Source organism: Paenibacillus sp. EPM92, from assembly GCF_016586185.1.
Classification (GTDB): domain Bacteria; phylum Bacillota; class Bacilli; order Paenibacillales; family NBRC-103111; genus Paenibacillus_G; species Paenibacillus_G validus.
Window position 1 is genome coordinate 1 of sequence record NZ_BCPS01000056.1, and the last position, 25,055, is coordinate 25,055.

At 55.0% G+C, this 25,055-nt stretch carries 27 protein-coding genes, 1 pseudogene and 1 other annotated feature; of the genes and pseudogenes, 23 read left to right on the plus strand and 5 right to left on the minus strand.

Annotated features, from left to right (window positions below; translation table 11 throughout):
• From JMF85_RS10895 to JMF85_RS10940, 10 genes and pseudogenes are all read left to right on the plus strand, one after another.
• Positions 1-462, plus strand: a 462-nt coding sequence (locus JMF85_RS10895) for a DUF4183 domain-containing protein (RefSeq protein WP_236595817.1), incomplete at its 5' end; no start/stop codon positions are given.
• An 89-nt stretch (positions 463-551) separates the two neighbouring features.
• The gene (locus tag JMF85_RS10900) at positions 552-935 is read left to right on the plus strand and encodes a DUF4183 domain-containing protein (RefSeq protein WP_201318182.1); all 384 of its coding nucleotides are present in this window, start codon (positions 552-554) and stop codon (positions 933-935) included.
• A gap of 355 nt (positions 936-1,290) precedes the next feature.
• A pseudogene (locus JMF85_RS10905) lies at positions 1,291-1,428 on the plus strand (Maf family protein); the annotation flags it as partial.
• Positions 1,429-1,529: 101 nt separating this feature from the next.
• A complete protein-coding gene (gene radC, locus JMF85_RS10910) occupies positions 1,530-2,219 on the plus strand; it encodes a RadC family protein (protein WP_054800144.1) in 690 nt (229 codons plus the stop codon).
• A gap of 55 nt (positions 2,220-2,274) precedes the next feature.
• Positions 2,275-3,315: a rod shape-determining protein gene (locus JMF85_RS10915; protein WP_127607807.1), complete on the plus strand. Its 1,041-nt coding sequence runs from the start codon at positions 2,275-2,277 to the stop codon at positions 3,313-3,315.
• Positions 3,316-3,375: 60 nt separating this feature from the next.
• On the plus strand, positions 3,376-4,230 hold the full coding sequence (gene mreC / locus JMF85_RS10920; protein WP_127607809.1) for a rod shape-determining protein MreC: 855 nt from the start codon (positions 3,376-3,378) through the stop codon (positions 4,228-4,230).
• A 14-nt stretch (positions 4,231-4,244) separates the two neighbouring features.
• Positions 4,245-4,772: a rod shape-determining protein MreD gene (gene mreD, locus JMF85_RS10925; protein ID WP_054798069.1), complete on the plus strand. Its 528-nt coding sequence runs from the start codon at positions 4,245-4,247 to the stop codon at positions 4,770-4,772.
• A gap of 70 nt (positions 4,773-4,842) precedes the next feature.
• The gene (gene minC, locus JMF85_RS10930) at positions 4,843-5,499 is read left to right on the plus strand and encodes a septum site-determining protein MinC (protein WP_054798070.1); all 657 of its coding nucleotides are present in this window, start codon (positions 4,843-4,845) and stop codon (positions 5,497-5,499) included.
• Between the two features lie 72 nt (positions 5,500-5,571).
• Positions 5,572-6,369, plus strand: a complete 798-nt coding sequence (gene minD / locus JMF85_RS10935) for a septum site-determining protein MinD (RefSeq protein ID WP_054800146.1) — start codon at positions 5,572-5,574, stop codon at positions 6,367-6,369.
• Between the two features lie 7 nt (positions 6,370-6,376).
• A complete protein-coding gene (locus tag JMF85_RS10940) occupies positions 6,377-7,531 on the plus strand; it encodes an FtsW/RodA/SpoVE family cell cycle protein (RefSeq protein WP_201318183.1) in 1,155 nt (384 codons plus the stop codon).
• Between the two features lie 146 nt (positions 7,532-7,677).
• Here JMF85_RS10940 and JMF85_RS10945 read toward each other — a convergent pair whose 3' ends face one another.
• Entirely contained in the window at positions 7,678-8,709 is a 1,032-nt protein-coding gene (locus JMF85_RS10945) for an anthranilate phosphoribosyltransferase (RefSeq protein ID WP_054798071.1), read from the minus strand.
• Positions 8,706-9,350: an ANTAR domain-containing response regulator gene (locus JMF85_RS10950; protein WP_164751808.1), complete on the minus strand. Its 645-nt coding sequence runs from the start codon at positions 9,348-9,350 to the stop codon at positions 8,706-8,708. Before JMF85_RS10950 ends, JMF85_RS10945 begins: the two co-directional genes overlap by 4 nt.
• 561 nt (positions 9,351-9,911) lie before the next feature.
• Here JMF85_RS10950 and JMF85_RS10955 point away from each other — a divergent pair.
• From JMF85_RS10955 to obgE, 13 genes are all read left to right on the plus strand, one after another.
• Positions 9,912-11,147, plus strand: a complete 1,236-nt coding sequence (locus JMF85_RS10955; RefSeq protein ID WP_127607816.1) for a nitrate/nitrite transporter — start codon at positions 9,912-9,914, stop codon at positions 11,145-11,147.
• Positions 11,148-11,431: 284 nt separating this feature from the next.
• On the plus strand, positions 11,432-13,852 hold the full coding sequence (gene nirB, locus JMF85_RS10960) for a nitrite reductase large subunit NirB (RefSeq protein ID WP_201318184.1): 2,421 nt from the start codon (positions 11,432-11,434) through the stop codon (positions 13,850-13,852).
• A 50-nt stretch (positions 13,853-13,902) separates the two neighbouring features.
• The gene (nirD, locus tag JMF85_RS10965; RefSeq protein ID WP_054798074.1) at positions 13,903-14,253 is read left to right on the plus strand and encodes a nitrite reductase small subunit NirD; all 351 of its coding nucleotides are present in this window, start codon (positions 13,903-13,905) and stop codon (positions 14,251-14,253) included.
• A 29-nt stretch (positions 14,254-14,282) separates the two neighbouring features.
• Positions 14,283-16,487, plus strand: coding sequence for a molybdopterin oxidoreductase family protein (locus tag JMF85_RS10970; protein WP_236595818.1), 2,205 nt, complete (start codon positions 14,283-14,285; stop codon positions 16,485-16,487).
• Between the two features lie 136 nt (positions 16,488-16,623).
• Positions 16,624-17,538, plus strand: a complete 915-nt coding sequence (locus tag JMF85_RS10975; protein ID WP_155613760.1) for a M23 family metallopeptidase — start codon at positions 16,624-16,626, stop codon at positions 17,536-17,538.
• Positions 17,531-18,439 carry a M50 family metallopeptidase gene (locus JMF85_RS10980; protein WP_201318185.1) on the plus strand — a complete coding sequence of 303 codons (909 nt, stop codon included), beginning with the start codon at positions 17,531-17,533 and terminating at the stop codon, positions 18,437-18,439. Before JMF85_RS10975 ends, JMF85_RS10980 begins: the two co-directional genes overlap by 8 nt.
• A gap of 61 nt (positions 18,440-18,500) precedes the next feature.
• Complete coding sequence (locus tag JMF85_RS10985; RefSeq protein ID WP_155613761.1) at positions 18,501-19,742, plus strand: Rne/Rng family ribonuclease; 1,242 nt, start codon at positions 18,501-18,503, stop codon at positions 19,740-19,742.
• 51 nt (positions 19,743-19,793) lie between these two features.
• Positions 19,794-19,882 (plus strand) — a sequence feature (ribosomal protein L21 leader region).
• Between the two features lie 12 nt (positions 19,883-19,894).
• A complete protein-coding gene (gene rplU, locus JMF85_RS10990; protein ID WP_054798075.1) occupies positions 19,895-20,206 on the plus strand; it encodes a 50S ribosomal protein L21 in 312 nt (103 codons plus the stop codon).
• 7 nt (positions 20,207-20,213) lie between these two features.
• A complete protein-coding gene (locus tag JMF85_RS10995; RefSeq protein ID WP_054798076.1) occupies positions 20,214-20,552 on the plus strand; it encodes a ribosomal-processing cysteine protease Prp in 339 nt (112 codons plus the stop codon).
• 14 nt (positions 20,553-20,566) lie between these two features.
• The gene (gene rpmA, locus JMF85_RS11000; RefSeq protein ID WP_127607824.1) at positions 20,567-20,878 is read left to right on the plus strand and encodes a 50S ribosomal protein L27; all 312 of its coding nucleotides are present in this window, start codon (positions 20,567-20,569) and stop codon (positions 20,876-20,878) included.
• Between the two features lie 134 nt (positions 20,879-21,012).
• Complete coding sequence (locus JMF85_RS11005) at positions 21,013-21,234, plus strand: Spo0B domain-containing protein (protein WP_201318186.1); 222 nt, start codon at positions 21,013-21,015, stop codon at positions 21,232-21,234.
• Between the two features lie 23 nt (positions 21,235-21,257).
• The gene (locus JMF85_RS11010; RefSeq protein ID WP_201318187.1) at positions 21,258-21,656 is read left to right on the plus strand and encodes a hypothetical protein; all 399 of its coding nucleotides are present in this window, start codon (positions 21,258-21,260) and stop codon (positions 21,654-21,656) included.
• A 36-nt stretch (positions 21,657-21,692) separates the two neighbouring features.
• Positions 21,693-22,994 carry a GTPase ObgE gene (obgE, locus tag JMF85_RS11015; protein WP_127607828.1) on the plus strand — a complete coding sequence of 434 codons (1,302 nt, stop codon included), beginning with the start codon at positions 21,693-21,695 and terminating at the stop codon, positions 22,992-22,994.
• Between the two features lie 304 nt (positions 22,995-23,298).
• Here obgE and JMF85_RS11020 read toward each other — a convergent pair whose 3' ends face one another.
• Genes JMF85_RS11020 through JMF85_RS11030 form a run of 3 tightly spaced genes read right to left on the minus strand, consistent with a single transcriptional unit; the run spans position 23,299 to position 24,993 of the window.
• On the minus strand, positions 23,299-24,114 hold the full coding sequence (locus tag JMF85_RS11020; protein WP_236595819.1) for an ABC transporter ATP-binding protein: 816 nt from the start codon (positions 24,112-24,114) through the stop codon (positions 23,299-23,301).
• Between the two features lie 32 nt (positions 24,115-24,146).
• Positions 24,147-24,458, minus strand: a complete 312-nt coding sequence (locus JMF85_RS11025; protein ID WP_127607832.1) for an MTH1187 family thiamine-binding protein — start codon at positions 24,456-24,458, stop codon at positions 24,147-24,149.
• Positions 24,459-24,489: 31 nt separating this feature from the next.
• On the minus strand, positions 24,490-24,993 hold the full coding sequence (locus tag JMF85_RS11030) for an NUDIX domain-containing protein (protein WP_054798567.1): 504 nt from the start codon (positions 24,991-24,993) through the stop codon (positions 24,490-24,492).
• Positions 24,994-25,055: the final 62 nt, after the last annotated feature.

Sequence of the window (25,055 nt, forward strand, 5' to 3'; positions counted from 1 at the left end):
ATAGTAGAGGTGGGATTATTGACGAAAAAGCATAGATTAAAGTGTAAATTTTTTAAACCTACAAAGCGTAGAAAGAGAAGAGGCAGAAAAAAAGTAATATACAAAATTAATTGTGTAATAAAACGTTTAAATATTATTTGCCCAAAACAACCTTTTATTGGTGTTAGACCAAAAGTAAGAAGATATTTTTTTGTTGCACCCCATGACATTAATTTATCAGGAGAAAAAATAGTTTTGTTTCCCAATCAGTTTGTTGATGATAAAGGCGAAACCGTTGCCAAGTTTATTGACTTTGGTCAAGAAGGTTACTTCAATTTGTACGTTAACGGAGCATTGCAAGAGGGTAAGTTATATCACGTAAATTCCGATGCGTTAACTATTATTTCGACAGGGCAAACGATTTACAAAGAAACCCCCATTATACTTGAATCAATCGGATTTATCATAGCGAGAAAAAAATAGGTATATTCACTTGGAAATTAGCCCTGACGTTCATCTTCATTTAGAATATGATTTTATTGTATTTACATTTTATGAGGAGGTTTGTTATCATGGCACTACAACTTATGAAGTTGCTTGTTACGGCAACAACGACAGTTGAAACGGTTCCATCGCCACAAAAGTTTTTCTATGTAACAACTGCTGATACCGCGGCGGGTGCAACATTGACGATTGATACTGCCGATTTTTTCGATGATACCGGGGCAGCAGCAACTGAACTTCCTGCATTGGCGACAAACAATAGTATGTATAATGTTTACATTAACGGTGTGTTGCAAATGCAGGGGATTTCAACCTATACTCCCGGAGCCACTACAGTAGGTTCACTGGTGATTAATGTACCCGCAGGAGGAGAACCTATTTTGGCGGATTCGCCGATTGTATTAGAAGTAATAAATTATGTTCCAACTTCTACGACCACGGTAAACACGTGATCTAATTAATAGATGAGAAAAAACGATAGTGAAGTGCGGAAAGTCCGGAGTCATTCCCGGACTTTTGTGCGTTTGGCAGCGCATCATGCTAACTGGTGGGATGAATTGTCTGACAAGGAGTCGGATTACCTTTGAAAGAGAAGAAAAAGTCGAATGCCATTAATGGCAGGCTTCAGGAGAAAACTGATGACGTGACAAAGTGGATGCCATTTCCATCATGCAATACGTGAGCTGTTGTACAAATCCGTCATGGATAATGTACAATAATTAAAATGGTTAAAGTGGGGAAACTTGCAGGGAAAGTCGCATTGGTGTTTGAATGATCTCAATAGTTGTCCACGCAGTCTCCGACACCAAGGCCGGTTCTTATGCGATCCAAGGGATCGGCGCGACGATCGTGGAACGAATCGAGGGCGATTATTTCAATGTCGTCGGACTTCCGATGTCGCTGCTTTCCGACATGTTGGCTGATTTTTCTATTGCTGTTTTTTGACCGGGTGAAATGGTATAATGGGTGTTCTAGAATAACCGGCTGCAGGCGTGACGGCGGGTTTGTCCGCTGTCGGCCGCCAGGGAGAAGAAAGAGGGGAATGCATGGAATCGCACAATATCACATTGCGCGATGTCCCGAATGAAGACCGACCTAGAGAACGAATGATGCAGCATGGGGCTGAGGCTTTAAGCAACGCGGAACTGCTCGCCATATTACTGCGAACCGGCACCTACCAGGAATCGGCGGTCCGCTTGGCCGAGCGGCTGCTTCGGGAGAGCGGGGGGCTGCGGGCGCTCGTCGATGTAAGCCTGGAGCAGCTGACTTCTTTCAAAGGCATCGGCGCCGCCAAGGCGCTGCAAATCAAAGCCGGGATCGAGCTTGGACGAAGATTGGCGCGGTCGGCGATGAACGAAACCGTGACCATCCGTTCGCCGCAGGATGCCGCCGCGATTTTGACGGAGGATATGCGCTATTTGCAAAAAGAACATTTCGTCTGCTTGTTTCTGAACACGAAAAACCATGTGATCGGACAGGAGACGCTATCGATGGGCAGCTTGAACGCTTCGATCGTGCATCCGCGCGAAGTGTTTCGGGCCGCGATCAAACGAAGCAGCGCTTCCATCGTATGTGCTCACAACCATCCGAGCGGCGACCCGACCCCAAGTCCCGAGGACATTCAAATGACGAAACGGCTTGTGGAGGCCGGTGACATCGTGGGAATCGAAGTGCTCGATCATCTCATTATCGGCGACCTCCGCTTCGTGAGTTTGAAGGAACTCGGATTGATGTAATATAATACAAAACGCGTGAGACACGCCTTCAAATAGAGAAGGGAGTACCCTATTTATGTTTGGTTTCGAAGGATTTACGAAAGATTTAGGTATCGATCTCGGTACCGCCAACACACTAGTTTACGTCAAAGGAAAAGGCATCGTCGTCCGGGAACCGTCCGTAGTCGCGATCCGTACCGATACGAAAACAATTGAAGCCGTCGGCGAGGCCGCCAAAAAAATGATCGGACGCACCCCCGGCAACATCCGGGCCATCCGTCCGATGAAGGACGGCGTCATTGCCGATTTTGAGACGACGTCGACGATGATCAAATATTTCATTCGCCAGGCGCAGAAGCAGCGGTTGCTGTTCCAGCGCCACCCCAGCGTCATGGTATGCGTGCCTTCCGGGATAACCGCCGTCGAGAAGCGCGCGGTGGAAGACGCGACGCGGCAAGCCGGCGCGCGCGATGCCTATACCATTGAAGAGCCGTTCGCCGCGGCCATCGGCGCCGACTTGCCGGTCTGGGAGCCGACCGGCAGCATGGTGGTTGACATCGGCGGCGGGACGACCGAGGTGGCTGTCATTTCGCTCGGCGGTATCGTCACGAGCCGTTCGATCCGAGTAGCCGGCGATGAGATGGACGAGGCGATCACCCAATACATTAAGCGCACCTACAACTTGATGATTGGAGAACGGACCAGCGAGCAGATCAAGATGGAAATCGGTTCGGCGCTTCCGATGGAAACGTCGGCCAAGCTGGAAATCCGCGGCCGCGACCTGGTGTCGGGACTGCCCAAAACGATGTCGATCAGCTCGGATGAGATCACCGAAGCGTTGAGCGATACGGTGAACAGCATCGTTGACGCGGTAAAGGTGACGCTGGAGAAATGCCCGCCGGAGCTGTCTGCGGACATCATGGATCGCGGTATTGTGCTGACAGGCGGCGGGGGACTGCTGCGCAACCTGGACAGGCTGCTTGCACGCGAAACCGGGATGCCGGTGCTTGTGGCGGAAAATCCGCTCGACTGCGTAGCGATCGGAACGGGCCGCGCGCTTGAGAACATCCATTTGTTCAAAACGAGATCGGGTCCTACCAGTAAAGCCAGACGTTAAGATGATTGTTCCGATAGCCGGATTTACCGCATTAAAGGTTGCAGGTGGAAGGTGTAAGCATTGAAGCTACTGGGGAACAAAAGACTGCTTATTCTGATGCTCGGCCTGATTTGTTTCATCGCGCTTATGGGATTGACGTTCGGTAAGCGGGGATATGAAACATGGCCGGAAAAGTTTGTCAAAGACTCAATCTCCTGGACGCAGGGATTGATTTATAAGCCGGTGGGCATGATCACCGGTTTCTTTCAAGATGTAGGCCAGCTGTGGACGATCTACGAAGAAAACAAGGTGCTTCGGGGAACGTTGTCCCGTTATGCCCGCGATACGACGCGTTTGAACGATCTTGAATTGCAGAATCAGCGGCTGCAGGACGCCCTTGGCTTTACCGAACGGCAAAAACAGATGAATCAATACAAATTCCGCATTGCCGAGGTCGTGTCGTTCGTCCAACAAGGGAAATCGATCACGATCAATTTAGGCGAGAAGGACAACATTCGGCCGAACATGGCGGTCATATCGGTAGAAGGCTTGATCGGCCGTGTGACCGAGGTGTCTGCGTTTTATTCGAACGTGCAGCTGTTGACCGGCATCGACGACAAAGCGGCGCTTGAGTCCAAAGCGATATCCGTCACGGTCAAGACGAAGGAGAACGAGTCATTCGGTTTGATCGAGAAATACGATCCGGAGGCGGGCAAGCTCGTCATGACCAAAATCGATCCGAACGACCCGCTCCAGGTTGGGGATACGGTCATTACATCGGGCAAAGGGCTTGTGTTTCCGCGCGGCATCGAGGTGGGCAAAGTCATCGAACGGCGCGAAGGCGATTTTGGCATTACCCACGTCGCCACGATAGAACCGTTCGCTTCCTTCAATCATCTTCGCGAAGTGTTCGTCGTTGAAGTGCCGGAGAGTTGAGGTGACGGGCAAAAGTGAGTTATAAGAAGCTTTGGTTGATTTTGTTCGGTTTGTTTTTGTTGGAAACGACGCTGCTGCCTTGGATCATCCCCCTCAGTTGGCAGTCGAACGTGGAAGTGAACCCGCACTTCGTGCTCGTTGTCGTTCTGTTCATCGGGCTATACATCCATCGGCATGTGGCGCTGATGTACGGATTGATTTTCGGCATGCTGTTCGATTTCATGACCTTCTCGCCGATGCTGGGGCCGGTGACGTTCGCCATGGGGCTGGCCGGGTATTTGGCCGGCTTGATGCAGGGGAGGATTTATTCCAGCATTGTGATCAGCATGCTAGTGATCGGTCTCGGCCATTTATTTTACGACGCAGCCTTATTCGGAATTTATCGTTTATTTCGCGTGACCCATATCCAGTTTGAGTGGGTGTTCCTGCATCGGATGCTGCCCAGCATGCTCATTAATTTGTTATTCGCACTGGCCATTTACGTGCCGATACGTCGTTTGTTCGAGAGCATGCCCGGAAAACCGGCGGAGAACGAAGAATAAATTTCCGCGGCCCGGCAGGAGAACGCCTGCGCCAAGCCGAATTGTATAGGCTTAGGAGGTAGGAACGTTTATGACGGCAGCCAAACATCATGTGACAATCAAAGGTGTTAAAGACGGGCTCGTCTTTTTACTTGATGATACATGTGAATTTTCTGACGTGCTGGAAGAATTGAACCACAAGTTGGAAAAGACGCATCAGCAAATTTTAACCGGACCGATTATCCATGTCCATGTAAAGCTCGGAAAGCGGGCGGTTACGGACGAACAGAAAGAACAGGTGCGCCGGATTATTAGTCAAAAGGGCAATCTGTTGATCCAATCGATGGAGTCGCTGGATCCCTCGCAAGACAGGGAGATGCCGGACGCCTCAGACGTGAAGATCGTCAGAGGCATCGTTCGCTCCGGACAAACCTTGACGCATGAAGGCGACATGCTTCTGCTTGGAGATATCAACCCGGGGGGCGCCATCGTCAGCACGGGCAGCATCTATATTATGGGTTCGCTGCGCGGAATGGCGCACGCGGGAGCGGACGGAGACGAGACAGCCGTTATCGCCGCCTCGCACATGCGGCCGACGCAGCTTCGCATAGGGGGTATCATCAGTCGTCCGCCGGACGAGTGGGACCTCAGCGAAGCTTTTGATGCGTATATGGAGTTCGCTTATGTGAAGCATGGTAAAATGGAAATCGACAAAATTCATCACATGCACCGATTTGCGCTCTTATAATAAAATTAAAGACCGGAACTATACATGTGATCACTGTGTACTTTTTAAACTACCCTTGAAGGAGTGGGACCTATGGGAGAGGCAATCGTCATCACTTCAGGCAAAGGCGGTGTCGGTAAAACGACGACGTCGGCCAACATCGGCACGGCATTGGCGCTGCAGGGCAAGAAAGTGGTCATGGTCGATACCGATATCGGGTTGCGCAACCTGGACGTCGTGATGGGCTTGGAGAACCGGATTATTTACGATCTGATCGACGTAGCCGAAGGACGCTGCCGTTTGCCGCAAGCCTTGGTCAAAGACAAGCGCTTTGATGAACTGTACATGCTTCCTGCGGCGCAAACGAAAGACAAACATGCGATTTCCCCGGACGCGGTCCGGCAAATTGTGCTCGATCTGAAGCGGGACTTCGAATATGTCATTATTGATTGTCCGGCCGGTATCGAGCAGGGCTTCAAGAACGCGATCGCCGGCGCGGACAAGGCGATCGTCGTCACGACGCCGGAGAATGCGGCCGTCCGCGACGCCGACCGGATCATCGGGCTGCTGGAGAAGGAACCGAACGTGGAGTCGCCGAAGCTGGTGATCAACCGCATTCGTCCGAACATGGTCAAGAAGGGCGAAATGCTTGACGTCGATGAAATTTGTTCGGTGCTCGCCATCGATTTGCTCGGCATCGTCCCTGATGACGAATATGTCATTAAAGCGGCCAACATGGGCGAACCTACGGTGATGAACCCGAATTCCCGCGCGGCGATCGCTTACCGCAATATCGCCCGCCGTATACTTGGCGACTCCGTGCCGTTGATGCAGCTTGAAGACCGTTCCGGTATGTTCATCAAAATGAAAAAGTTTTTCGGGATAGGATGAAAGTCAAGTGCTGCACAAGTTTAAAAAAATTGACCCGCTGATCGTCTTCCTGCTGCTCGCTTTTATGGTGATCAGCACGCTGCTGCTGTACAGTGCGACCTTGAATGACAGTATGTTCACATTCGATACGAAGAAGCTGGCGATCGTTTACTCGATTTCCATTGTGGCATTCTTTTTGACGGCGGCTTTCGATTACCGGGTGTTGATCAAGACGTCGTATTATTTGTACGGTATCGGTATTTTGCAGCTGGTGGCCGTTTATTTCTTCGGTTCCAAAATCAACGGCGCCCGCGGTTGGTTCAAAGGACTGCCGTTCGGACTCGACTTTCAACCGGTCGAACTTGTCAAAATTATTTTAATCTTGACGCTGGCTACCTTCATGGCGAGACGAAAGGGCGAACCGCTTGAACTGCTGCGCGATGTCATTCCCATCGGTCTGATCGCGCTGCTGCCGATTTCACTTGTCATTATCCAGCCCGATCTCGGCAATGCGATCATCTTGGGCGTTATCTTGATCGGTATGTATTGGATCGGAAATATCAAGCTCATCTACGCTTTTCTTGGCGCGGCGATCATCACCGGCCTCTCGTACTTGTTTATATTTTTGTTCAAGCTGTACCATGTGCCGCTGCAAGCGTTCTTGAGATCGAAGGAGCTGCCGACGCACTGGATGGATCGGATCAATACGTTCGTTAACCCGACCGAAGCCGATAAGAACGATACGTACCACGTCGATAACGCCATCCGCGCAATCGGTTCAGGTTCGCTGACGGGGGAAGGGTATTTGAACGGATCGTCCATCCACAGCAATTTCATTCCGGTCGCCTATACCGATTCGATCTTCGTCGTCGTCGGCGAGGAGTTCGGGTTCGTAGGCGCGTCGATCTTGCTTTTAATGTATTTCGTGCTCATCTATCGGATGATCCTCATTTCCATTTATTGCGACAATTATGCCGGTTCGTTCATCATTATCGGCATTGTGTCGATGCTCGTCTTTCAAATCTTTCAGAATGTCGGCATGATGATCGGCATTATGCCGCTCACCGGGATTACGCTGCCGTTCATCAGCTACGGCGGTACGTCGTTATTGATCAACATGGTGGCGATGGGGCTCGTAATGAGCATTCGTATGCATGACGACAAGCTGTTGGACGAAGAATGAACGACGGGACCGTACGGCTGCCGCAAAAAAAGCCCGATAGCGCACCATCGTTTCGCTGCTTTCACTTGCCGGCTGTGGCGAGTCCAAGCGGTGCGGCAGCGCAAAAAGAAGACCCGAGGCCACAGAAGCCTCGGGTCTTCTTGGAATTACAGCGTCGAAACCGGATTGACCGCTTCCGTCCAATCCTTGTAGGTCTGAAGCGCGGTTCCTTGAATCAGCGCGTGACGGGCCAAATAGACGCCCTCTTCAATGGAACCGGCGATTCCGCCCGTCCAGAGACGAACGGCGCTGTTCAGCAGCACCATGTTCAAGTAGGGCAGCTCGGCGTCGCCGCGAAGCACGGAGAGCGCGGTGCTGGCTTGACGCTCCGCCGTCCATTCGCCTTCCGGCACTTCGACCATCAGCTCGAACAATTCCGGATCGACGATGAACAGCTCCCTGGCGCCGTCCCGTATCACATAAGTACGGGTACGCTTATCGACGGCCAAGTCCTCGGAGCCCTCCATCCCTTGTACGACGATGCCGCGGTTTACTCCGAGTTCGATTAGTGTGCCGGCGATTTTCTCGAACACCGTGCCGTGGAATACGCCGACGGCCATCGCTTCGGCATCCGTAAAGCGAAGCAGCTTCTCGGCCGTATTGAACACGGTGCGCAAGCCGAGTTCCTGCCTGAGCCCGCGCAATTCGCCCAGCGGCTTGCACCAGCGCTCGGTCGGTACGAACATAAATCCGGTTTGCTCTGCTGCAGAGATCAACGCATCCCGGGAGGCGTGGACGGCTGGAATATGAAGCGCCTGCAGCACGTCCGCAAGGGTGACGCCGTACTTCGGCGGCAGACTCGGGCTGCTGTGCAGCGTCGCCGGCATTCCGCAGGCAGCCAGAACGAACGCGGTCGGGAACGTGGCGATGAACGTGCGCGTTCGGCCGTCGTAAGGGCCGGCGCAATCGAAGCTGCCGCGAATCGGATACGGCGTGATGCGCTTGCGCAAAGCGTCGATGAAGGCGCGCAGCTCGACCGGCGATTCCATTTTGATCCGTTCCGCGACCAGGAAGGCGCCGATTTGAGCCGGGGTCGCTTCGCCGGTGAGAATGGCCTCGGCCCCTTGTGCGGCTTCGTCGTAAGTGAGGTCTCTGGCGCCGCGTTTGCCGCGACCTACTTCTTTAAGTAAAGATATCATCGTCTTCGGCCTCCTTTATTCTCATCCTGCAGCAGCTGATATACCTTGACGATGGAGGTGGCGACGTCTACCATTCGTTTTCGTTCGTTCATGGCCTGCTTGCGTAAAAAATCGTAAGCTTCCGCTTCTGAAATGTGCTTGATTTCACACAGGATTCGTTTCGCCTGATCGACCCATTTGCGCTCCTCCAGCTTGGATAACAACTGCTCCCGTTCCTGCTGCCACTCGGTCCTTTGGAAGTAATGGTTCACACCGAGCAGCAGCGCGCAGTGAATTTCCAACTCGCTCATACAGGAACCGAGCAAGCCGTCAATGCCCGGATCGAGCTTGCATGCGTGGCTCGGGAATGTCTCGCGGTCGCACCACCAGAAGACGGGGAGACTGCGTTCGGCAAGCACCCGGCTGCGCCAGTTCGCCACTTGATCGGTCGGCACCGATAACAGGACCGCATCCGCTTTTCCGATGTGAAAGGATAGCTCCTTGGAGCTGAAGGCCGCGTAAACGCGAAATCCCATATCTTTCAGCATCGCTTCGGGCACGGATTCCTTAATGACGGCGTCGGGGTCTTTCCGGATACTTGGCATGGAGGCGGCAGCGCGAGTTGGCTCCAACTCGTCAATAAGTAAAAAAGACTGTAACATGTCAACGCCCCCACGAATTATAATTTCATATTGCGTCATGTATATGTTAGGTTTTGGTTGATGATGCTCGCTTTCCAATTAGAAATATAACATAAGACTCTGTTTTTTGTCGACAAACGAAAGGAAATGGTTAGGTTCTGGTTTTTTTATGTAATGTTTATTGACACATCAAAAATCCCGTACTATAATAACGATATGAACAGTAAACGTTCGTTGACACAATGGTGTGTCAAACCTTGAGGCAATGGCGCCTATCCCTTACAATTACGTAAACGGATAGGCTTTTTATGTGCGCTTACACGCGACGCCATCTTACATGCAGTTCACAATGCTGTGGCTGCTGCGGCAATGAGGCCGATGGACGCTGTGCCCTACTGGCGCGGGTTTGTCCGTCGGCCTTTTTGCGTATGTGATCATCAAGACATCACGGCACAACACTAAAAAAACGGCAACAGAGTCAGAAAGAGACAGAGACAAAGAAAGAGACAGAAACAGAGACAGAAACAGAGACAGAAACTTGCGGATAGGCAGGCTTCAAGCTTATACAAGGGAGAGGATACCATGGTCGATCGGAAAGGTTTCTTGCAAAGCGGGCACAAAGGTTCGTTAATCAGCGCATTCTTGTATTTTGACGTGAGTTTTATGTTATGGGTTTTGATCGGTCCGATGGCGGTTTTGATTGCGAACGACTTTAACATGAACGCCGCGGAAAAAGCAAACTTGGTCGCGCTGCCTCTTCTGGGCGGATCGATTCTCCGATTGGTATTGGGATACTTAACCGACCGTATCGGACCAAAGAAAACGGCAATCGCCGGCATGCTCTTGACCGTTATTCCTTTGATTTACGGGTGGCAAGCTGCCGATACGCTTAACGACATGTACTTTGTCGCTCTCATGCTCGGGATTGCGGGAGCGAGCTTCGCAGCAGCGCTGCCGCTGGCCAGCCGCTGGTATCCGCCGCAATATCAAGGTTTGGCGCTCGGGATCGCCGGCGCGGGCAACAGCGGAACGATCTTCAGCACCCTGTTCGCCAACCGGCTGGCCGGGCATTACGGAGACTGGCACGTCGTCTTCGGCATAGCGCTCATTCCGCTTGTCATCGTTTTCCTCATCTTTATCTTCCTGGCGAAAGACAGCCCGACGCAGCCTGCTCCATTAAAGCTGGCCGACTACGGACGGGTGCTTCGTCAGAGAGACACATGGCTGTTCTGTCTGTTGTACATGGTGACGTTCGGCGGATTTTCCGGTATGGCAAACTACTTGACCATCTTTTTCAATACGGAATATAAGCTCAGTGCGGTAACGGCGGCGGATTTCGCAACCATCTGTATTGTCGCGGGAAGCCTGTTCCGCCCGATCGGCGGATGGATGTCCGACAAGATGGGCGGCATCCGGATGCTCATAACGCTGTACGCGGTAATCGGCATCATGCTGGCTTTTGTCTCCACGCTTCCTGCTTTGTGGCTCACGACCGGACTCTTGTTCATCGCGATGATGGCTATGGGCATGGGGAACGGCGCCGTGTTCCAGCTGGTGCCGCAGCGCTTTAGTCAGGAGGTCGGCATCATTACAGGCATCGTCGGCGCGGCCGGCGGCTTGGGCGGCTATTTCCTGCCGAAAATTCTCGGCAATTTGAAGCTTTCAACCGGCTCTTTCACCCCCGGCTTCCTGATCCTGAGCGGCATCGCTCTCGTCTGCATCGTTGTCATTGCGGTCGTTCAAGGCAAGTGGAAGCGCACTTGGATCGGCGAAGGCGGTAAAGTCAAGACAAGCGGGTTAGATGGCGTCAGCGCATAACGGACCGCGGGATCGTTCGGGCACGCTGGCCGATCGGCCAGCGGCAGCCGGATCCGCGCAAACGTTTTGGCATATGCAGCTCTGGGCCTGTGGGCTGCATACGCAAAGACGTTTACGACCACTCGTCTTTGGTAGTTCGCGGGTCGAACTAGGCTAGCTCGATATCCCAACTTTCGTCATTCGGGAGTGAGGAAGCGCACGGCTCCCGGTGACCTTTTTTCCGGCGGGATGTGGATAGATATACGGCGATATTGAGAACACATAATGGGAAGGGATGATTCTGCATGGCACAAAAAGAGAAGCTCGTATTGGTTGGAAACGGAATGGCCGGGGTGAACGCTGTCGAGCATTTGCTTAAGCTGGCTCCAGGAAAGTACGACGTTACCATTTTCGGGAGCGAACCGCATCCGAACTACAATCGGATTCTTCTGTCATACGTGCTGGCGGGCGATTCGAGTGTTGACGATATCGTCATCCATCCTTTTGAATGGTATGAAAACAACGGAATTACGTTATATACGGGGCAAACCGTGACGGCTATCGATACGGCGGCGCAAACCGTCACGAGCGATCAAGGGCTGACGGTTGCTTACGATAAATTAATTTTGGCAACGGGTTCCAATCCGTTCATGCTTCCGCTGCCGGGAGCCGATAAAGAAGGAGTTATGGCTTACCGTACGATTCACGATTGCGAGAAGATGATCGCCACAGCGAAGACCTATAAGAAGGCAGTCGTCATCGGCGGCGGTTTGCTCGGGCTTGAGGCGGCGCGGGGCTTCCTTAACCTGGGGATGAAGGTGGACGTCGTGCACATCGTCGATACGATCATGGATCGTCAGCTGGACCGGACCGCGTCGAAGATGCTGCAGGCAGCGCTTGAATCGCAAGGGATGAACTTTCTGCTCGGCAAGCAATCGGAACAGATTGTCGGGGATCAGCGCGTCACCGGACTGAAATTCAAAGACGGCACGATCGCCGAAGCCGATCTGATCGTCATGGCCGTCGGCATCAGGCCGAACGTGCAGCTGGCTAAAGAGGCCGGCCTCGAATGCAGCCCGGGCATCGTCGTCAACGACTACTTGCAAACGAGCGCGCCGAACGTTTATGCAGTCGGCGAATGCGCGATGCACCGGGGCATTGCTTACGGCCTTGTCGCTCCGTTATACGAGCAGGGCGCCGTACTCGCGAAGCATCTCGCCGGGGTGGAAACCGGGCCGTACGAAGGCTCTGTCGTGTACACCAAGCTTAAAGTGTCCGGCGTGGATGTGTTCTCCGGCGGAAGCTTCAACGATGCCGAAGGAACCAAAGCCATTTGCGTACAGGACGATTTCTCGGGCGTCTACAAGAAGGTCGTCATTAAAGACAACAAAATTATCGGGGCCGTCCTGTTCGGCGACACGTCCGACGGCACCCGCTTGATGCAAATGATTCGCGAAGGCACGGATATTAGCGGCATGGAGAAGACAGCCATTCTGAAGGATACGGCGGGGACAGGCGGCGCGGGCGGCGGCGTGGCGGACATGAGCGACGGTACGATCGTTTGCGGATGTAATGGGGTTACGAAAGGAACGATCTGTTCTTCGATCCGCGATCAAGGATTAACCAGCGTCGAGGAAGTGAAAAACTGTACGACGGCTTCGCGTTCTTGCGGCGGCTGTAAACCGCTCGTCAGCGATTTGCTGGCTTACACGCTCGGCGATGCTTACGATAAATCGCATGCGAAGGAAACGATGTGCGGCTGTACCGGGCACACGCGTGAAGAAATCGTGGAGGCGATCCGCGACAAAGGGCTCAGCCACGTGCGCGAAGTGATGCATGTGCTCGGCTGGAAGAACGAGGAAGGCTGCTCCAAATGCCGTCCGGCGCTGAACTACTACCTCGGCATGATTCATCCGCAAACCTATGAAGACGACAAGGCGTCGCGTTTCGTGAACGAGAGGATGCACGCGAACATTCAGAAGGACGGCACGTACTCGGTCGTCCCCCGGATTTACGGCGGCGTAACGAATCCGGCCGACCTGAAACGGATTGCCGAAGTCGCGGAGAAATATAACGTGCCGACGGTGAAGCTGACCGGCGGTCAGCGGATCGACTTGCTCGGCGTGAAGAAGGAAGACTTGACCGCGATGTGGGAAGAGCTCGACATGCCGTCCGGTTACGCCTACGGCAAAGCGCTCCGGACCGTCAAAACTTGCGTCGGCGAAGACTATTGCCGATTCGGAACGGGCGATTCGATGGGCGTCGGCATCGCGCTGGAGAAACGGTTCGAGCGGTTGAATACGCCGGCGAAATTCAAGATGGCCGTATCCGGCTGCCCGCGTAACTGTGCGGAGTCCGGCATTAAAGATCTGGGCATCGTATCCGTGGATGGCGGCTGGGAGCTGTATGCGGGCGGTAACGGCGGCGTGAAGGTGCGCGTGGGCGATCTGCTGACGACGGTGAAGACGGAAAGCGAAATTATCGAATATACGGAAGCTTACATGCAATATTACCGGGAAACGGGCAAATACGGCGAGCGCACAAGCGAGTGGGTCAACCGTTTAGGCATCGACCATATCCGTAAAGTCGTCGAGGACGAAGAGCAGCGTAAAGCGCTCTGCGCCAGAATGGACATCGCTTTGTCCGTCACGAAGGATCCGTGGAAAGAAGCGATTCACAGCGAAAAGCTTCAAAAAGATTTGTATGAAGTGGTCGAGCTGAACTAATTCGTAAGAGGAATCCGACAGACAAACAGGTGCCGGAAGGAGCGTTTGCGATGAGCGTACAAGAAGAACAAACGGTATGGGTCAAGGCCGTTTCCTACGAGGATTTGGCCGTGAACACGGGAAAGACGATTCGTTATCAAGGGGAAGAGGTGGCGCTGTTCAAATTGAGCGGCGGCAAGCTTCACGCCATTCAAAACCGCTGCCCGCATAAACAGGGGGTACTCGCGGAAGGCATCGTCTGCGACGAGCACGTCTTTTGTCCGATGCACGACCGCAAAATTCATCTGCCGACCGGGGTTGTGCAAAAGCCCGATACGGGCTGCGTACGCACCTATCCGACGAAAATCCAGGACGGCCTCGTGTTCATCGGCTTCTCGAAAGCGGAAGAATTAGCCAGCTGACGTCATTTCTAGCGGGAGTGTGAGGTGCCGTGATTGCAACCTTAATGTCATTAACAAACAAACAAACCGCCTCGCACTGCTGCTTCTGCAGCATGCAGTGCGGGCTCACCCTGCAGCCGAGCGGGGGAAGCCCGGGCTTGACCGTGAAACCGAGCCCTGACTTTCCGGTAGCGACAGGCCTTCTTTGCCAAAAAGGGCTGAACGCGCTGGATCATGTGCTGCATCCGGAGCGGATTACCGCTCCTTTGTTCCGGACGGACTGGCTGAAGCTGCCGTTCCGCCCCGCGGAAGAAGGCCTGCGCGAGACGGCTGCAGGGAAGGAAGCTCCCGCTGCGGCGTTTCCTTCGGCACGTTCGGCCGGAGCCGCGTGGAGCTCGGCGCCCTGGGATATCGCGCTGAAGGATATCGCGTCGCGAATCCAGGCGCTGCAGGCGCAATACGGCAACGATGCGGTAGCCGTTTACGGCGGCGGTTCGCTGACCAACGAGGTGTGCTACTTGCTCGGCAAGTTCACCCGTGTTGCGCTGCGCTCCAGGTATGTCGATTACAACGGTCGGTACTGCATGTCTTCGGCGGCGGCGGCGAGCAATCAAGCGTTTGGGCTCGATCGCGGCATGACGATGCCGCTGTCGGAGATTCCGAATGCGAAGTATATCATTCTGGCCGGCACGAACATCGCCGAATGCCAGCCGACCATGATGCCGTATTTGCTCGAAGCGAAGAAGAACGGCGCCAAGATCGTCACCATCGATCCGCGCAACACGATGACGTCGAAGATGGCCGACATTCACGTCAGGCTGCAGCCGGGCTTCGACTCCGTGTTTATGAACGGATTGCTGCACGTGATCATTACGGAACAGCTGGTTGCGAAATCATTCGTCGACGAGCGGACGACCGGCTTCGATCAGCTTGTTGAAGCGGTAATGCCGTTCACGCCCGCACGAGTGGAAGAGCTGACCGGAGTGCTCGAGGGCGTCGTTCGGACGATCGCGCGCGGCTTCGCGAAGGCGGAGACGGGCATGGTGCTGACCGCCCGCGGTTTGGAGCAGCAAGTGAACGGCGTGGAGAATACGCTCAACTATATCAATCTTGCGCTGCTGACCGGTAAAATCGGGCGCCGAGGCTGCGGTTACGGCGCCGTTACCGGACAGGCGAACGGCCAAGGGGGACGCGAGCACGGGTTAAAGGCGGATCAGCTTCCCGGTTATCGGCTGATCGAAGATCCGGCGGCGCGCGAGCATGTCGCGAAAGTATGGGGCATCGATCCGGGGGAGCTTCCCGGGAAAGGCGTTTCCGCCTACGAGCTGCTGAAGAAGGTGGACGAGGGCGAAATCAAAGCGCTTCTTGTGCTCGGCTCGAATCCGATCGTTTCCAGTCCGAACAGCCGGATGGTGGAGCGGGCGCTGCAGAAGCTCGAGCTGCTCGTCGTCGTCGATATGTTCGAGACGGAGACGGCGAAGTACGCGCACTGGCTGCTGCCCGGGTCATCGTTCCTCGAAGGTGAGGGGACGCTGACGAATCTCGAAGGCCGGGTATTTCACCGCGGGCAGGCGCTCGAGCCGCCGGGTCAGGCGAAGCTGGATTACCGCTTCATTTGCGAGCTGGCGGAAGAGCTGGGCCGCGGTCAATATTTTCAATACGAAACCATCGAAGATGTCTTCAACGAGCTGGCTCTTGCCTCCGCCGGGGGCAAAGCGGATTACAGCGGCATAAGCTACGATCGGCTCAAGCGGGAGAAAGGCTTGTTCTGGCCTTGTCCGTCTCCGGAGCATGCCGGCACGCCGCTCCTGTTCGAGGAGCGCTTCCATCATCCGAACGGCAAAGCCCGGCTGTTCGGCATTACGCCGAAAATGCCTGCGGAGCCGATCGATACGGATTATCCCTACGTATTGACGACCGGCCGGATCCCGAATCATTATTTGAGCGGGGCGCAAACCCGTCGTACCGAAGGCTTGAACCGGAAGTCGCCGGAGCCGGTTGCGGAAATTCACCCGTGGCTGGCCGGTAAGATCGGGCTAGGCGTCGGAGACAAAATCCGGCTGACGAGCCGCCGCGACTCGCTTGTCTTTCAGGTTAAGGTAACGGAGGGGATTCAGCCTCGCACCGTCTTCGTTCCTTTCCATTGGGGCGGGGAAATGTCGGTTAACCGGTTGACGGTTGACGCGCTCGATCCGACAAGCCGCATGCCGGAATTTAAAATTTGCGCGGTTCAAGTCGAACGCGTACATGGTTAGGTTTTCCCTGCAACTCCCATCCGCTGCTGGCGCAGAACGGATGGGAGTTTTTCGCGCGGCGGCCCGTATATTTGCCCCTGCAGGCTCATAGGATGAAGTAAACAAGCTAGCTATAGGGCGAGGGAGGGGCAGGGGCTTGAATACGAGAAAAAATGTGCGTGAACGAAGGAACGAAAAAATCCGCAAGCTCCAGGAGCATGATTGGCGGCGCGGTTTCGGGGAGCCGGACTTGACCCATATGCATTTTCCGCTGAACGCCGATCCGCGTTACGCGTATCCGGACGAGCCTGGCGAGGACCAGGGTCGCTTCAACCGGCGCAATGATGGCATTCCGCCCGTACGTTCCGATCCTGAAGAGGAATGGAACCGCAAGTATCAACGGGAATGGGCGGCTTACGATAAACGCTATCCGGCAGGCGGCGGGGTGGCCGATCGTCCGCGCTTCAACCGGTTTGCCGTCCGAATACTGCTGAGCGGGCTGCTTTTTGCCGCCGTCTGGGGCTTATATAAGCTGGACCATCCTTGGGCCGAAAGGGGGAAGGACATCGTATCCGCCGCTTTGTCGGAGCCGCTCGATACCGCTGCGCTCGCCGTCTGGTACGAGCGGTATTTCGGCGGGCCGCCTTCGTTTCTGCCGGCGATTAATCCGGCCAAGCATCAGGATGCGGAGAAGGTGGCCGCGCTTCCGAAGCATTATTTTGCGCCGGTACAGGGCAGGCTGATCGCCGAATTTACGCCCGAGCAGGGCGGCGTGCTGCTGGGAGCGCAGGCGGGGACGCCGGTTTCCGCGATCGATACGGGAATGGTTACGTTCGCCGGGGAGAAGGACGATACCGGCTTTACGGTCGTGCTGCGGCACACCGGCGGGATGGAGACGGTATACGGGCATTTGGCCGCAGGCAACATTCAGGCGGGGGATTGGCTAAAAGGAGGAGAGACGGTGGGCACGCTGGCCAAACCGAAAGCGGGACAGGCGTCCGGGACGTTGTTCTTCGCCGTTTCCAAGGCGGGCAAGCCTCTAGACCCTTCGGATGTGATTACATTTGAATAAACGCCGGGGCATCTCTTGGAACTTATGGTTCGGCATTACATTTCGCTTTCATCCGCTATTCACGCTGCTGCTTCTATTATCCGTCGTCACCGGGTATGTCGTCGAGATGCTCACGCTGTTCGGGATCGTCCTGATTCACGAAATGGGGCATGTGGCGGCGGCCAAAAGCTTCGGCTGGGATATCCGCGAAGTGCAGCTGCTTCCTTTCGGAGGCGTGGCGGTCGTCGAGGAAGCGGCGGGCACGCCCGCTTATCAAGAGGCGGCTGTAGCTCTGGCCGGGCCGCTGCAGAACGTCTGGATGATGCTGGTCGGTTATATGCTGATGCTGCTTGGAATCATTCCGCCCGTCTGGGGGCAATATTTCATAGAAGCGAACCTGCTGATCGCTTTGTTCAACTTGATGCCGGTGCTTCCGCTCGACGGGGGCAAAGTGATGCAAGCGGTGATCGGTTTATGGCTTCCTTACCAAAAAACGATGCAAGCGGCCTCCATGGTCAGTTTAATTATGAGCGCGCTGTTTATCGCCGTGTCGGTCTTTCACCTGTTGACGGACCGAGGGGGCATTCAACTGAATGGGCTGTTGATCGGCGGCTTCTTGTTTTATTCCAATTGGTACGAATGGCGCGGGGTTCCGTATCGCTTCATGCGTTTCCTGCTGCACCGCGAGCGGCGGTTTGAGGAGCGGGTCTTCTACGGCACCCTCGCCGGGCCTATTGTCGTGCACGGTCACCGCAAAGCGGTGGACGTCGTACAGCTGTTTATGCGGGACCGCTATCATGTCGTCTATGTCCTCGATGACCGGGCGGCGCGCATTCGCCATATTATTCCCGAGCAGGCGATGCTCGATTGCTATTTTGACCAAACGAAGCGGGGAAGGACGGTTGCCGAGCTGTTCGCATGAGCGCGGCGAGCGCGCGATTCGCCAAAGATTATGGTACAATAGAGCCGAGGTGTTGCTGCACATGAAACGAATATTGGTGAAATGCGATGACGAGCATACCGAATTGGCGATTTTAGAGCACGGCAAATTAACCGAGTATTATAAAGGCCGGAGGGATCAAGGCCAGCTTGCGGGCAACATCTACATCGGCCGCGTCGTGCGCGTGCTGCAGGGCATGCAGTCGGCGTTTGTCGATATCGGGTTGGAACGGAACGGATTTTTGTATATTGATGATTTGCTTCCCGCGAATTTGGACAAGCAGCCGAAGGAGAAGCCCCCGATACACGATTTGGTCAGCGTCGGCCAACAAGTGATGGTGCAAGTGGCGAAAGAGCCGGTCGGCACCAAAGGCGCGCGGGTGACCACCCATTATTCGGTTCCCGGGCGTTTCGGGGTGTATATGCCTTATGCCGACTATGTCGGCGTATCCCGCAAGATCGACAGCGCTTCGGAGCGGGATAGGCTGAAGAAGATGGCCGAGCGCCAGCTGCAGCCGGGCGAAGGGTTTATCGTCCGGACGGCAGCGCTCGGCGAGACGGAAGAGGCGCTTGCCGCTGATTTGCAGGAGCTGCGAAACCGGTGGCAGCGGCTGGAGCAGGCCTTGAACCAGGAGGGTTCCGTGCCGCGCAAAATACACAGCGATCTGGAGATGCTGCCGCGCCTGATCCGCGACTTGTTTCGCGAGGACGTGCAGGAAGTGCTGGTGAGCTCACCGGACGTCATGGCCGAGGTACGGGGGATCGTATCGATTCCCGGTTCGCATTGGCTGGCTGAACGGGTGAAGGTTCATACCGGCGCGGACGTGATGGATGACTTCGGCGTCGGCAAGCTTCTCGATCAAGGGCTGCGCAGGAAGGTATGGCTTGATAACGGCGGATATTTGATCGTGGACCGGACGGAAGCGCTGACGGTTTTCGATGTGAACACCGGCAAGTATACCGGATCGATTGATTTGGAGCAGACCGTTTACGACACGAATATGGAGTCGGCCCGGGAAATTGCCCGGCTGCTGCGTCTTCGGGATATTGGCGGACTTATTATCATTGATTTTATCGATATGGAAACGGAAGCTCTGCGGCAGCAAGTGTTGGACGAGCTGATCAAGGAAGTGAAGAAGGACCGGACGAAAACCGTTGTCGTCGGCTGGACGAAGCTCGGCTTGGTGGAAATGACCCGTAAGAAGGTGCGCGACAGCAAGGAGATTACGTCGCCCGAGCCTTGCCGGGCCTGCGGCGGCACCGGCTTCGCGAACCGCGAGAAATAACCGTTGCATTGCTCCAGGTGTTTATGATAGAATATCATGGTGTGTTGCTATAGCATGCTGTAACCGCACGAAGCGGGTTCCGTTCAAGCGCTTGTCTTTCGGGTCAAGCCACCTTGGCTTAGGCGAGTCTGAGACATGAGGAGGTGCAACAAATGTACGCTATTATTGAAACAGGCGGTAAACAATACAAAGTTTCCGAAGGCGATGTTCTTTACATCGAGAAACTGGAAGCAGGCGCAGGCGATGCCGTAACGTTCGATCGCGTGCTGGCCGTTTCCAAGGAAAGCGGCTTGGTCGTAGGAGCTCCGCTCATTTCCGGCGCTACCGTTTCCGGTAAAGTCGAGAAACACGGCAAAGGCGAGAAAATCATCGTTTATAAATACAAAGCGAAGAAAAACTATCGCCGTAAGCAAGGTCATCGTCAACCGTACACAAAAGTTGTGATCGAAAAGATCCAAGCGTAAGAACGATATGATTCGCGTCACGATTAAACGGGGAGCGAGCGGTCGGATCGAGCGTTTTCATGCGGACGGTCATGCGCAGTACGACGAACCGGGCAAAGATATCGTTTGTGCCGGCGTATCGGCAGTCACGGTCGGCACGGTCAACGCGATTGAAGCGTTAACCGGTGTGCAGTTGAAAACCCGGATGAAGCACGGATTTCTGTCGGCGGACATTCCGCCAGCGGCCGATGCCCAGACGGAAAGCAAGATGCAGTTGTTACTTGAAGGCATGGTCATCATGCTGAAATCTATTGAACAGTCGTATAGCGCATATATAGCAATGCAAGACCAGACATCATCCAAGTAAGGAGGTAGACAGACATGTTACAATTGAATCTTCAATTGTTCGCATCGAAGAAGGGTGTAGGTTCCACCAAGAACGGTCGTGACAGTATCGCGAAACGTCTTGGCGTGAAACGTGCCGACGGTCAAACCGTAACGGCCGGCAGCATCCTCGTTCGTCAACGCGGAACGAAAATTCACCCGGGCAATAACGTGGGGATCGGTTCCGACGACACGCTGTTCGCGAAAGTGGAAGGCGTCGTGAAATTCGAACGTCTCGGTCGCGATCGTAAAAAAGTGAGCGTCTACCCAGCAACGGCAGCTCCGGTAGCCGCTGCGGTAGAAGTGTAACAAACGGCAAACGTCCAAACCCTGGCGAACTGAGCTTCGCCAGGGTTTGTTTTTTTTGCAGAAAATCGTGAACTTTGCTATACGGCATGCTATACTGTTAAGGATATCCATGAGCGGAACGGAGAGATCGGAGCATGGCCCCAAGGGTAAATGATGGCGATAACGAACAGCATAATACGGACAAGCCGGCACCGCGCCTTGCCCTGGAGTCCGCTGCGCTTGCGTCGGAGCAGGACTTGCTTGTGCTTCGTTTATTCAATCACTACCGGCACGATTGGATGAACGACATCCAAATCTTAATGGGTTACGTGCAATTAAAAAAGTATGATAAATTGCAGGCGATGATGGAAAAATAAAAGACAAGGTGCAGCAGGAAAGCTTGATTTCGAAGCTTGGCATTCCGTCTTTAATTGTGTACCTGCTCTCGTTCCAGACGGAAGTGAAGGAGCTGCAGCTGCACATGCGGATGAGCGAAGAAATTCGCCTGCAGGAGCTGCCGCACGCGCATGAGGTGGCCGAGGGCGTGAAGGCGCTGATGGAAGGCTTCAAGCAGGAAGCGGTCTCTTCGACGAATTCGGAGGTCAACACGCTGGAATTGACATGGTCCAAGCAGGATCGGACGCTATGCCTGGATATCAGCTATGAAGGCGGCTATCTTCCGGAGCGGCTGCAGCGGCTAGAAGCGAGCCTAAACTCCCGTTGGAAAACGGGCGGGTGGAGCATCCGGAGCCGGTACGATGAACGTTCGGTCGTTTGGGCGGCAGCCTGGACCTATTAATTTGCAGGATGGATACATAAAGAGGGTGAACGGGTTATGTTTGTAGATAAGGCTAAGATTTATGTTAAAGGCGGCGACGGAGGCGACGGTCTGGTTGCGTTCCGCCGGGAGAAATACGTACCCGAAGGCGGGCCGGCCGGAGGCGACGGAGGGAATGGCGGCAACGTCATATTCCGTGTGGACGAAGGGTTGCGGACGCTAGTCGACTTTCGCTATCAGAAGCATTTCAAGGCAGAGCGGGGCGAGAAGGGGCGCAACAAAAGCCAGCATGGCGCGAATGCGGAGCATATGATCGTGCGCGTACCGCCCGGCACGGTCGTTATCGACGACGACACGCAGGAGATCATCGCCGATTTGACGCGTCACGGCCAAGAGGTCGTCATTGCGAAGGGCGGCCGCGGGGGCCGCGGGAATACGCGGTTTGCTACGGCGAACAATACGGCGCCGGAAATCGCCGAGAATGGCGAAGAAGGCCAGGAGCGCTGGGTCGTGCTGGAGCTGAAGGTCATGGCCGACGTCGGTTTAGTGGGCTTCCCGAGCGTAGGGAAATCGACGCTGCTGTCCGTTGTGTCCGGGGCGAAGCCGAAGATTGGCGCGTACCATTTTACGACGCTGACGCCGAATTTGGGGGTTGTAGACGTCGGCGACGGACGCAGCTTCGTGATGGCGGATTTGCCCGGTTTGATCGAGGGCGCGCATGAGGGCGTCGGACTCGGGCACGAATTTCTGCGGCACGTCGAGCGAACGCGGATCATTCTGCATGTCGTGGATATGGCCGGTACGGAAGGACGCGATCCTTTCGAAGATTGGTTGAAAATCAACGAAGAGTTGAAGCTGTACAACGCCAAGCTGGAAGAGCGCCCGCAGCTTATAGCCGCGAACAAGATGGACATCCCGGACGCCGAAGTATACCTCGAGTCGTTCAAGGAACAGCTGGCTGCCCGCGGGCTCGATATACCGATCTTCCCGATTTCGGCCGTGTCCAAGTCGGGCGTGCAGGAGATGCTCTACAAAGTCATGGATTTGCTCGAGACGATTCCGGAGATGCCGATGGTGGAGGAGCTAGTCGATTTGTCGGAGCGCAAAGTGTACCGCCTGGAAGAGGGCGATGACGACTCCTTCGTTATTCGCCGGGACAACGAGGCGTTCGTGGTCGAAAGTCCGAGCATCGAGAAGTTGATCAAACGAACCAACTTCAGCACGCAGGAGGCCGTTATGCGATTCGCGCGCATCCTGCGCAAGAAGGGCATTGACAAAGCGCTGCGCGAGCGTGGTGCGAAGGATGGTACGACGGTACGGATCGGCGGCTTCGAATTTGAATTTGTCGAGCAGGAGTAGGAGGGGACGCCGCTTGCTGCATCACTGCCGGGCGGCGCAATTCCAAATAAATAGCGGAACTAGGATGCCGTATTGTCCCGATTTCTGGTAGAACAACCAGATCTCGGGACGAATAGCGCATCGCAGTTCCGCTATTTTTTTATGGATTTCATTCAGCGGAGCAAAGGGAAGCGCGCAGGCTGCCGTCAGCCGCCGCAGCGTCTGGAGTCCGGCACGAAGCGGCGTAACGGGCTCGTCTGCGGCCGCCCGGCAAACGGCCGGCGTAAGCGGCCTCGTCCGGCTGCGGCAGGCGGCCTAGCGCTCGCTAGCTTTCCCGCGGCGACAGCCAAGCGCGTCCTTGCCGCCAATGCACGTCTACGGGAAGTTCGAAGAAGCGGGAGAGACGTTCTTCGGTAAGCAGCGCCCTCGTTGCGCCCGCATCGAACACTTTGCCCCGGCGCAGCAGCAGCGTATGGCCGAACATCGGCAAAATTTCCTCCGTATGGTGCGTAACGTACACAAAGGTAGGCGCATCCGCCTGCGCCCCCAACGCTTCAATGCCGCCAAGCAGCGTTTCGCGCGCGAACAGATCGAGCCCGTTGCACGGCTCGTCCAAAATGAGCAGCTTCGGCGAAGCCATCAGCGCGCGGGCGATCAGCACCTTCTGCTTCTCGCCCTGCGAGCACGTCTGATACGGCCGATCCCACAGGTGGGCGCAGCCAAGCTGGCGCATCAGCTCTGCAGCCTGTTCGAAGTCGTCGTCATCTGGCTTATCGTATAAGCCGATTGTAGCGAATTTGCCGCTGAGCACGACGTATTGCGTCCGATCGCTGGCGTGCAGCTTTTCCTGTAAAGACGAGCTGACCCAGCCGATCGACTTGCGCAGCTCGCGCAGATCAACCGTCCCGTACGTTTCGCCAAGCACGGCGACGCTTCCGCGGGTCGGCCAGATGTAACCGGTGATCATGTTGAGCAGCGTCGTTTTGCCCGAGCCGTTCAAGCCGAGCAGCGCCCAGTGCTCCCCTTTGCGAACGCGCCATGTGACGTCCGAAAGCAGCGTCTTCTGATCCCTGTTGTAGGTGATACCCTGCACGTCAATATCGTAAACGTATCTTTCATCTTTCGGGTTCTCATCGATCACGTTCCGTTTTCCTCCCACTCCCATGCGGGGCTCTAGTCCAGTTTATCCGCTACCGAGCGCAGCTTCTGCGCGACGGAGCCTTGCTTGTCGCGGCGGTCGTCGAACTTGACCGAAGTACACACCCGCTGCGCGCCGGAGGCGAAGGGCAGCTCGTGCATGCCGCGAATGACGCGCAGCAGCTCGTCGAATTCCCCTTCGACGATCGTGCTCATCGCGGTCAGCTCAAACGATATGGCGCCCTTGGCTTGTTCATCCGTCAAGTACCGGTGAATGTCGGCGACATAGGCGCTCAGGCTGGTCGACGCCGTCCCGACGGGGATAACCGTAATTTCGGCAATGGCCATGATGTCTCGCCCCTTTCTTCCGTTTAAATCGTTACCTTTGCTGCGGATCCACCAGCTCCGTCCAGTGAACCGCGGGCGAGCCGTCCGGTTCGTAACCTGCCGTTCCGACCCAGACGTGGGGGCTCGGTCCGTGCTCGAAATAATGTTCAAGCAAGCGGTGGAAAATAAAAGGGATTTCACGATTCAGCACCTGTTCGCGGGGAATCCAGAACAGCTCGCCTTCGTCGGTTTGATTGACCGTGCGCTTCCCGGTCCTTCCCGTATAAATGAACTGCTGGCGCACTTCCTGTTGATTTAACCGGATAAGGATGTACTGCAGGCGCAGGTCGCGCAAATCTTCGGGAAGCAGCCCCGTTTCCTCATGGATCTCGCGAAGCACGGCCGATTCGGGATCATTAATTTCATGAGGCTCCAAATGACCGCCGACGGCCGCCCACATACCGGGGGATAACGTACGGTACGGAGAACGCTTCATCATCAGCATGTCGTTCTGATGGAATAATATAGCAGTCGCTATCATCCTCGCTCGGATCAACCGGAATCGCTCCTTTTCGCAGGTGTATATCATCACTTTATCATATTTTCAAGTGGAAAGCC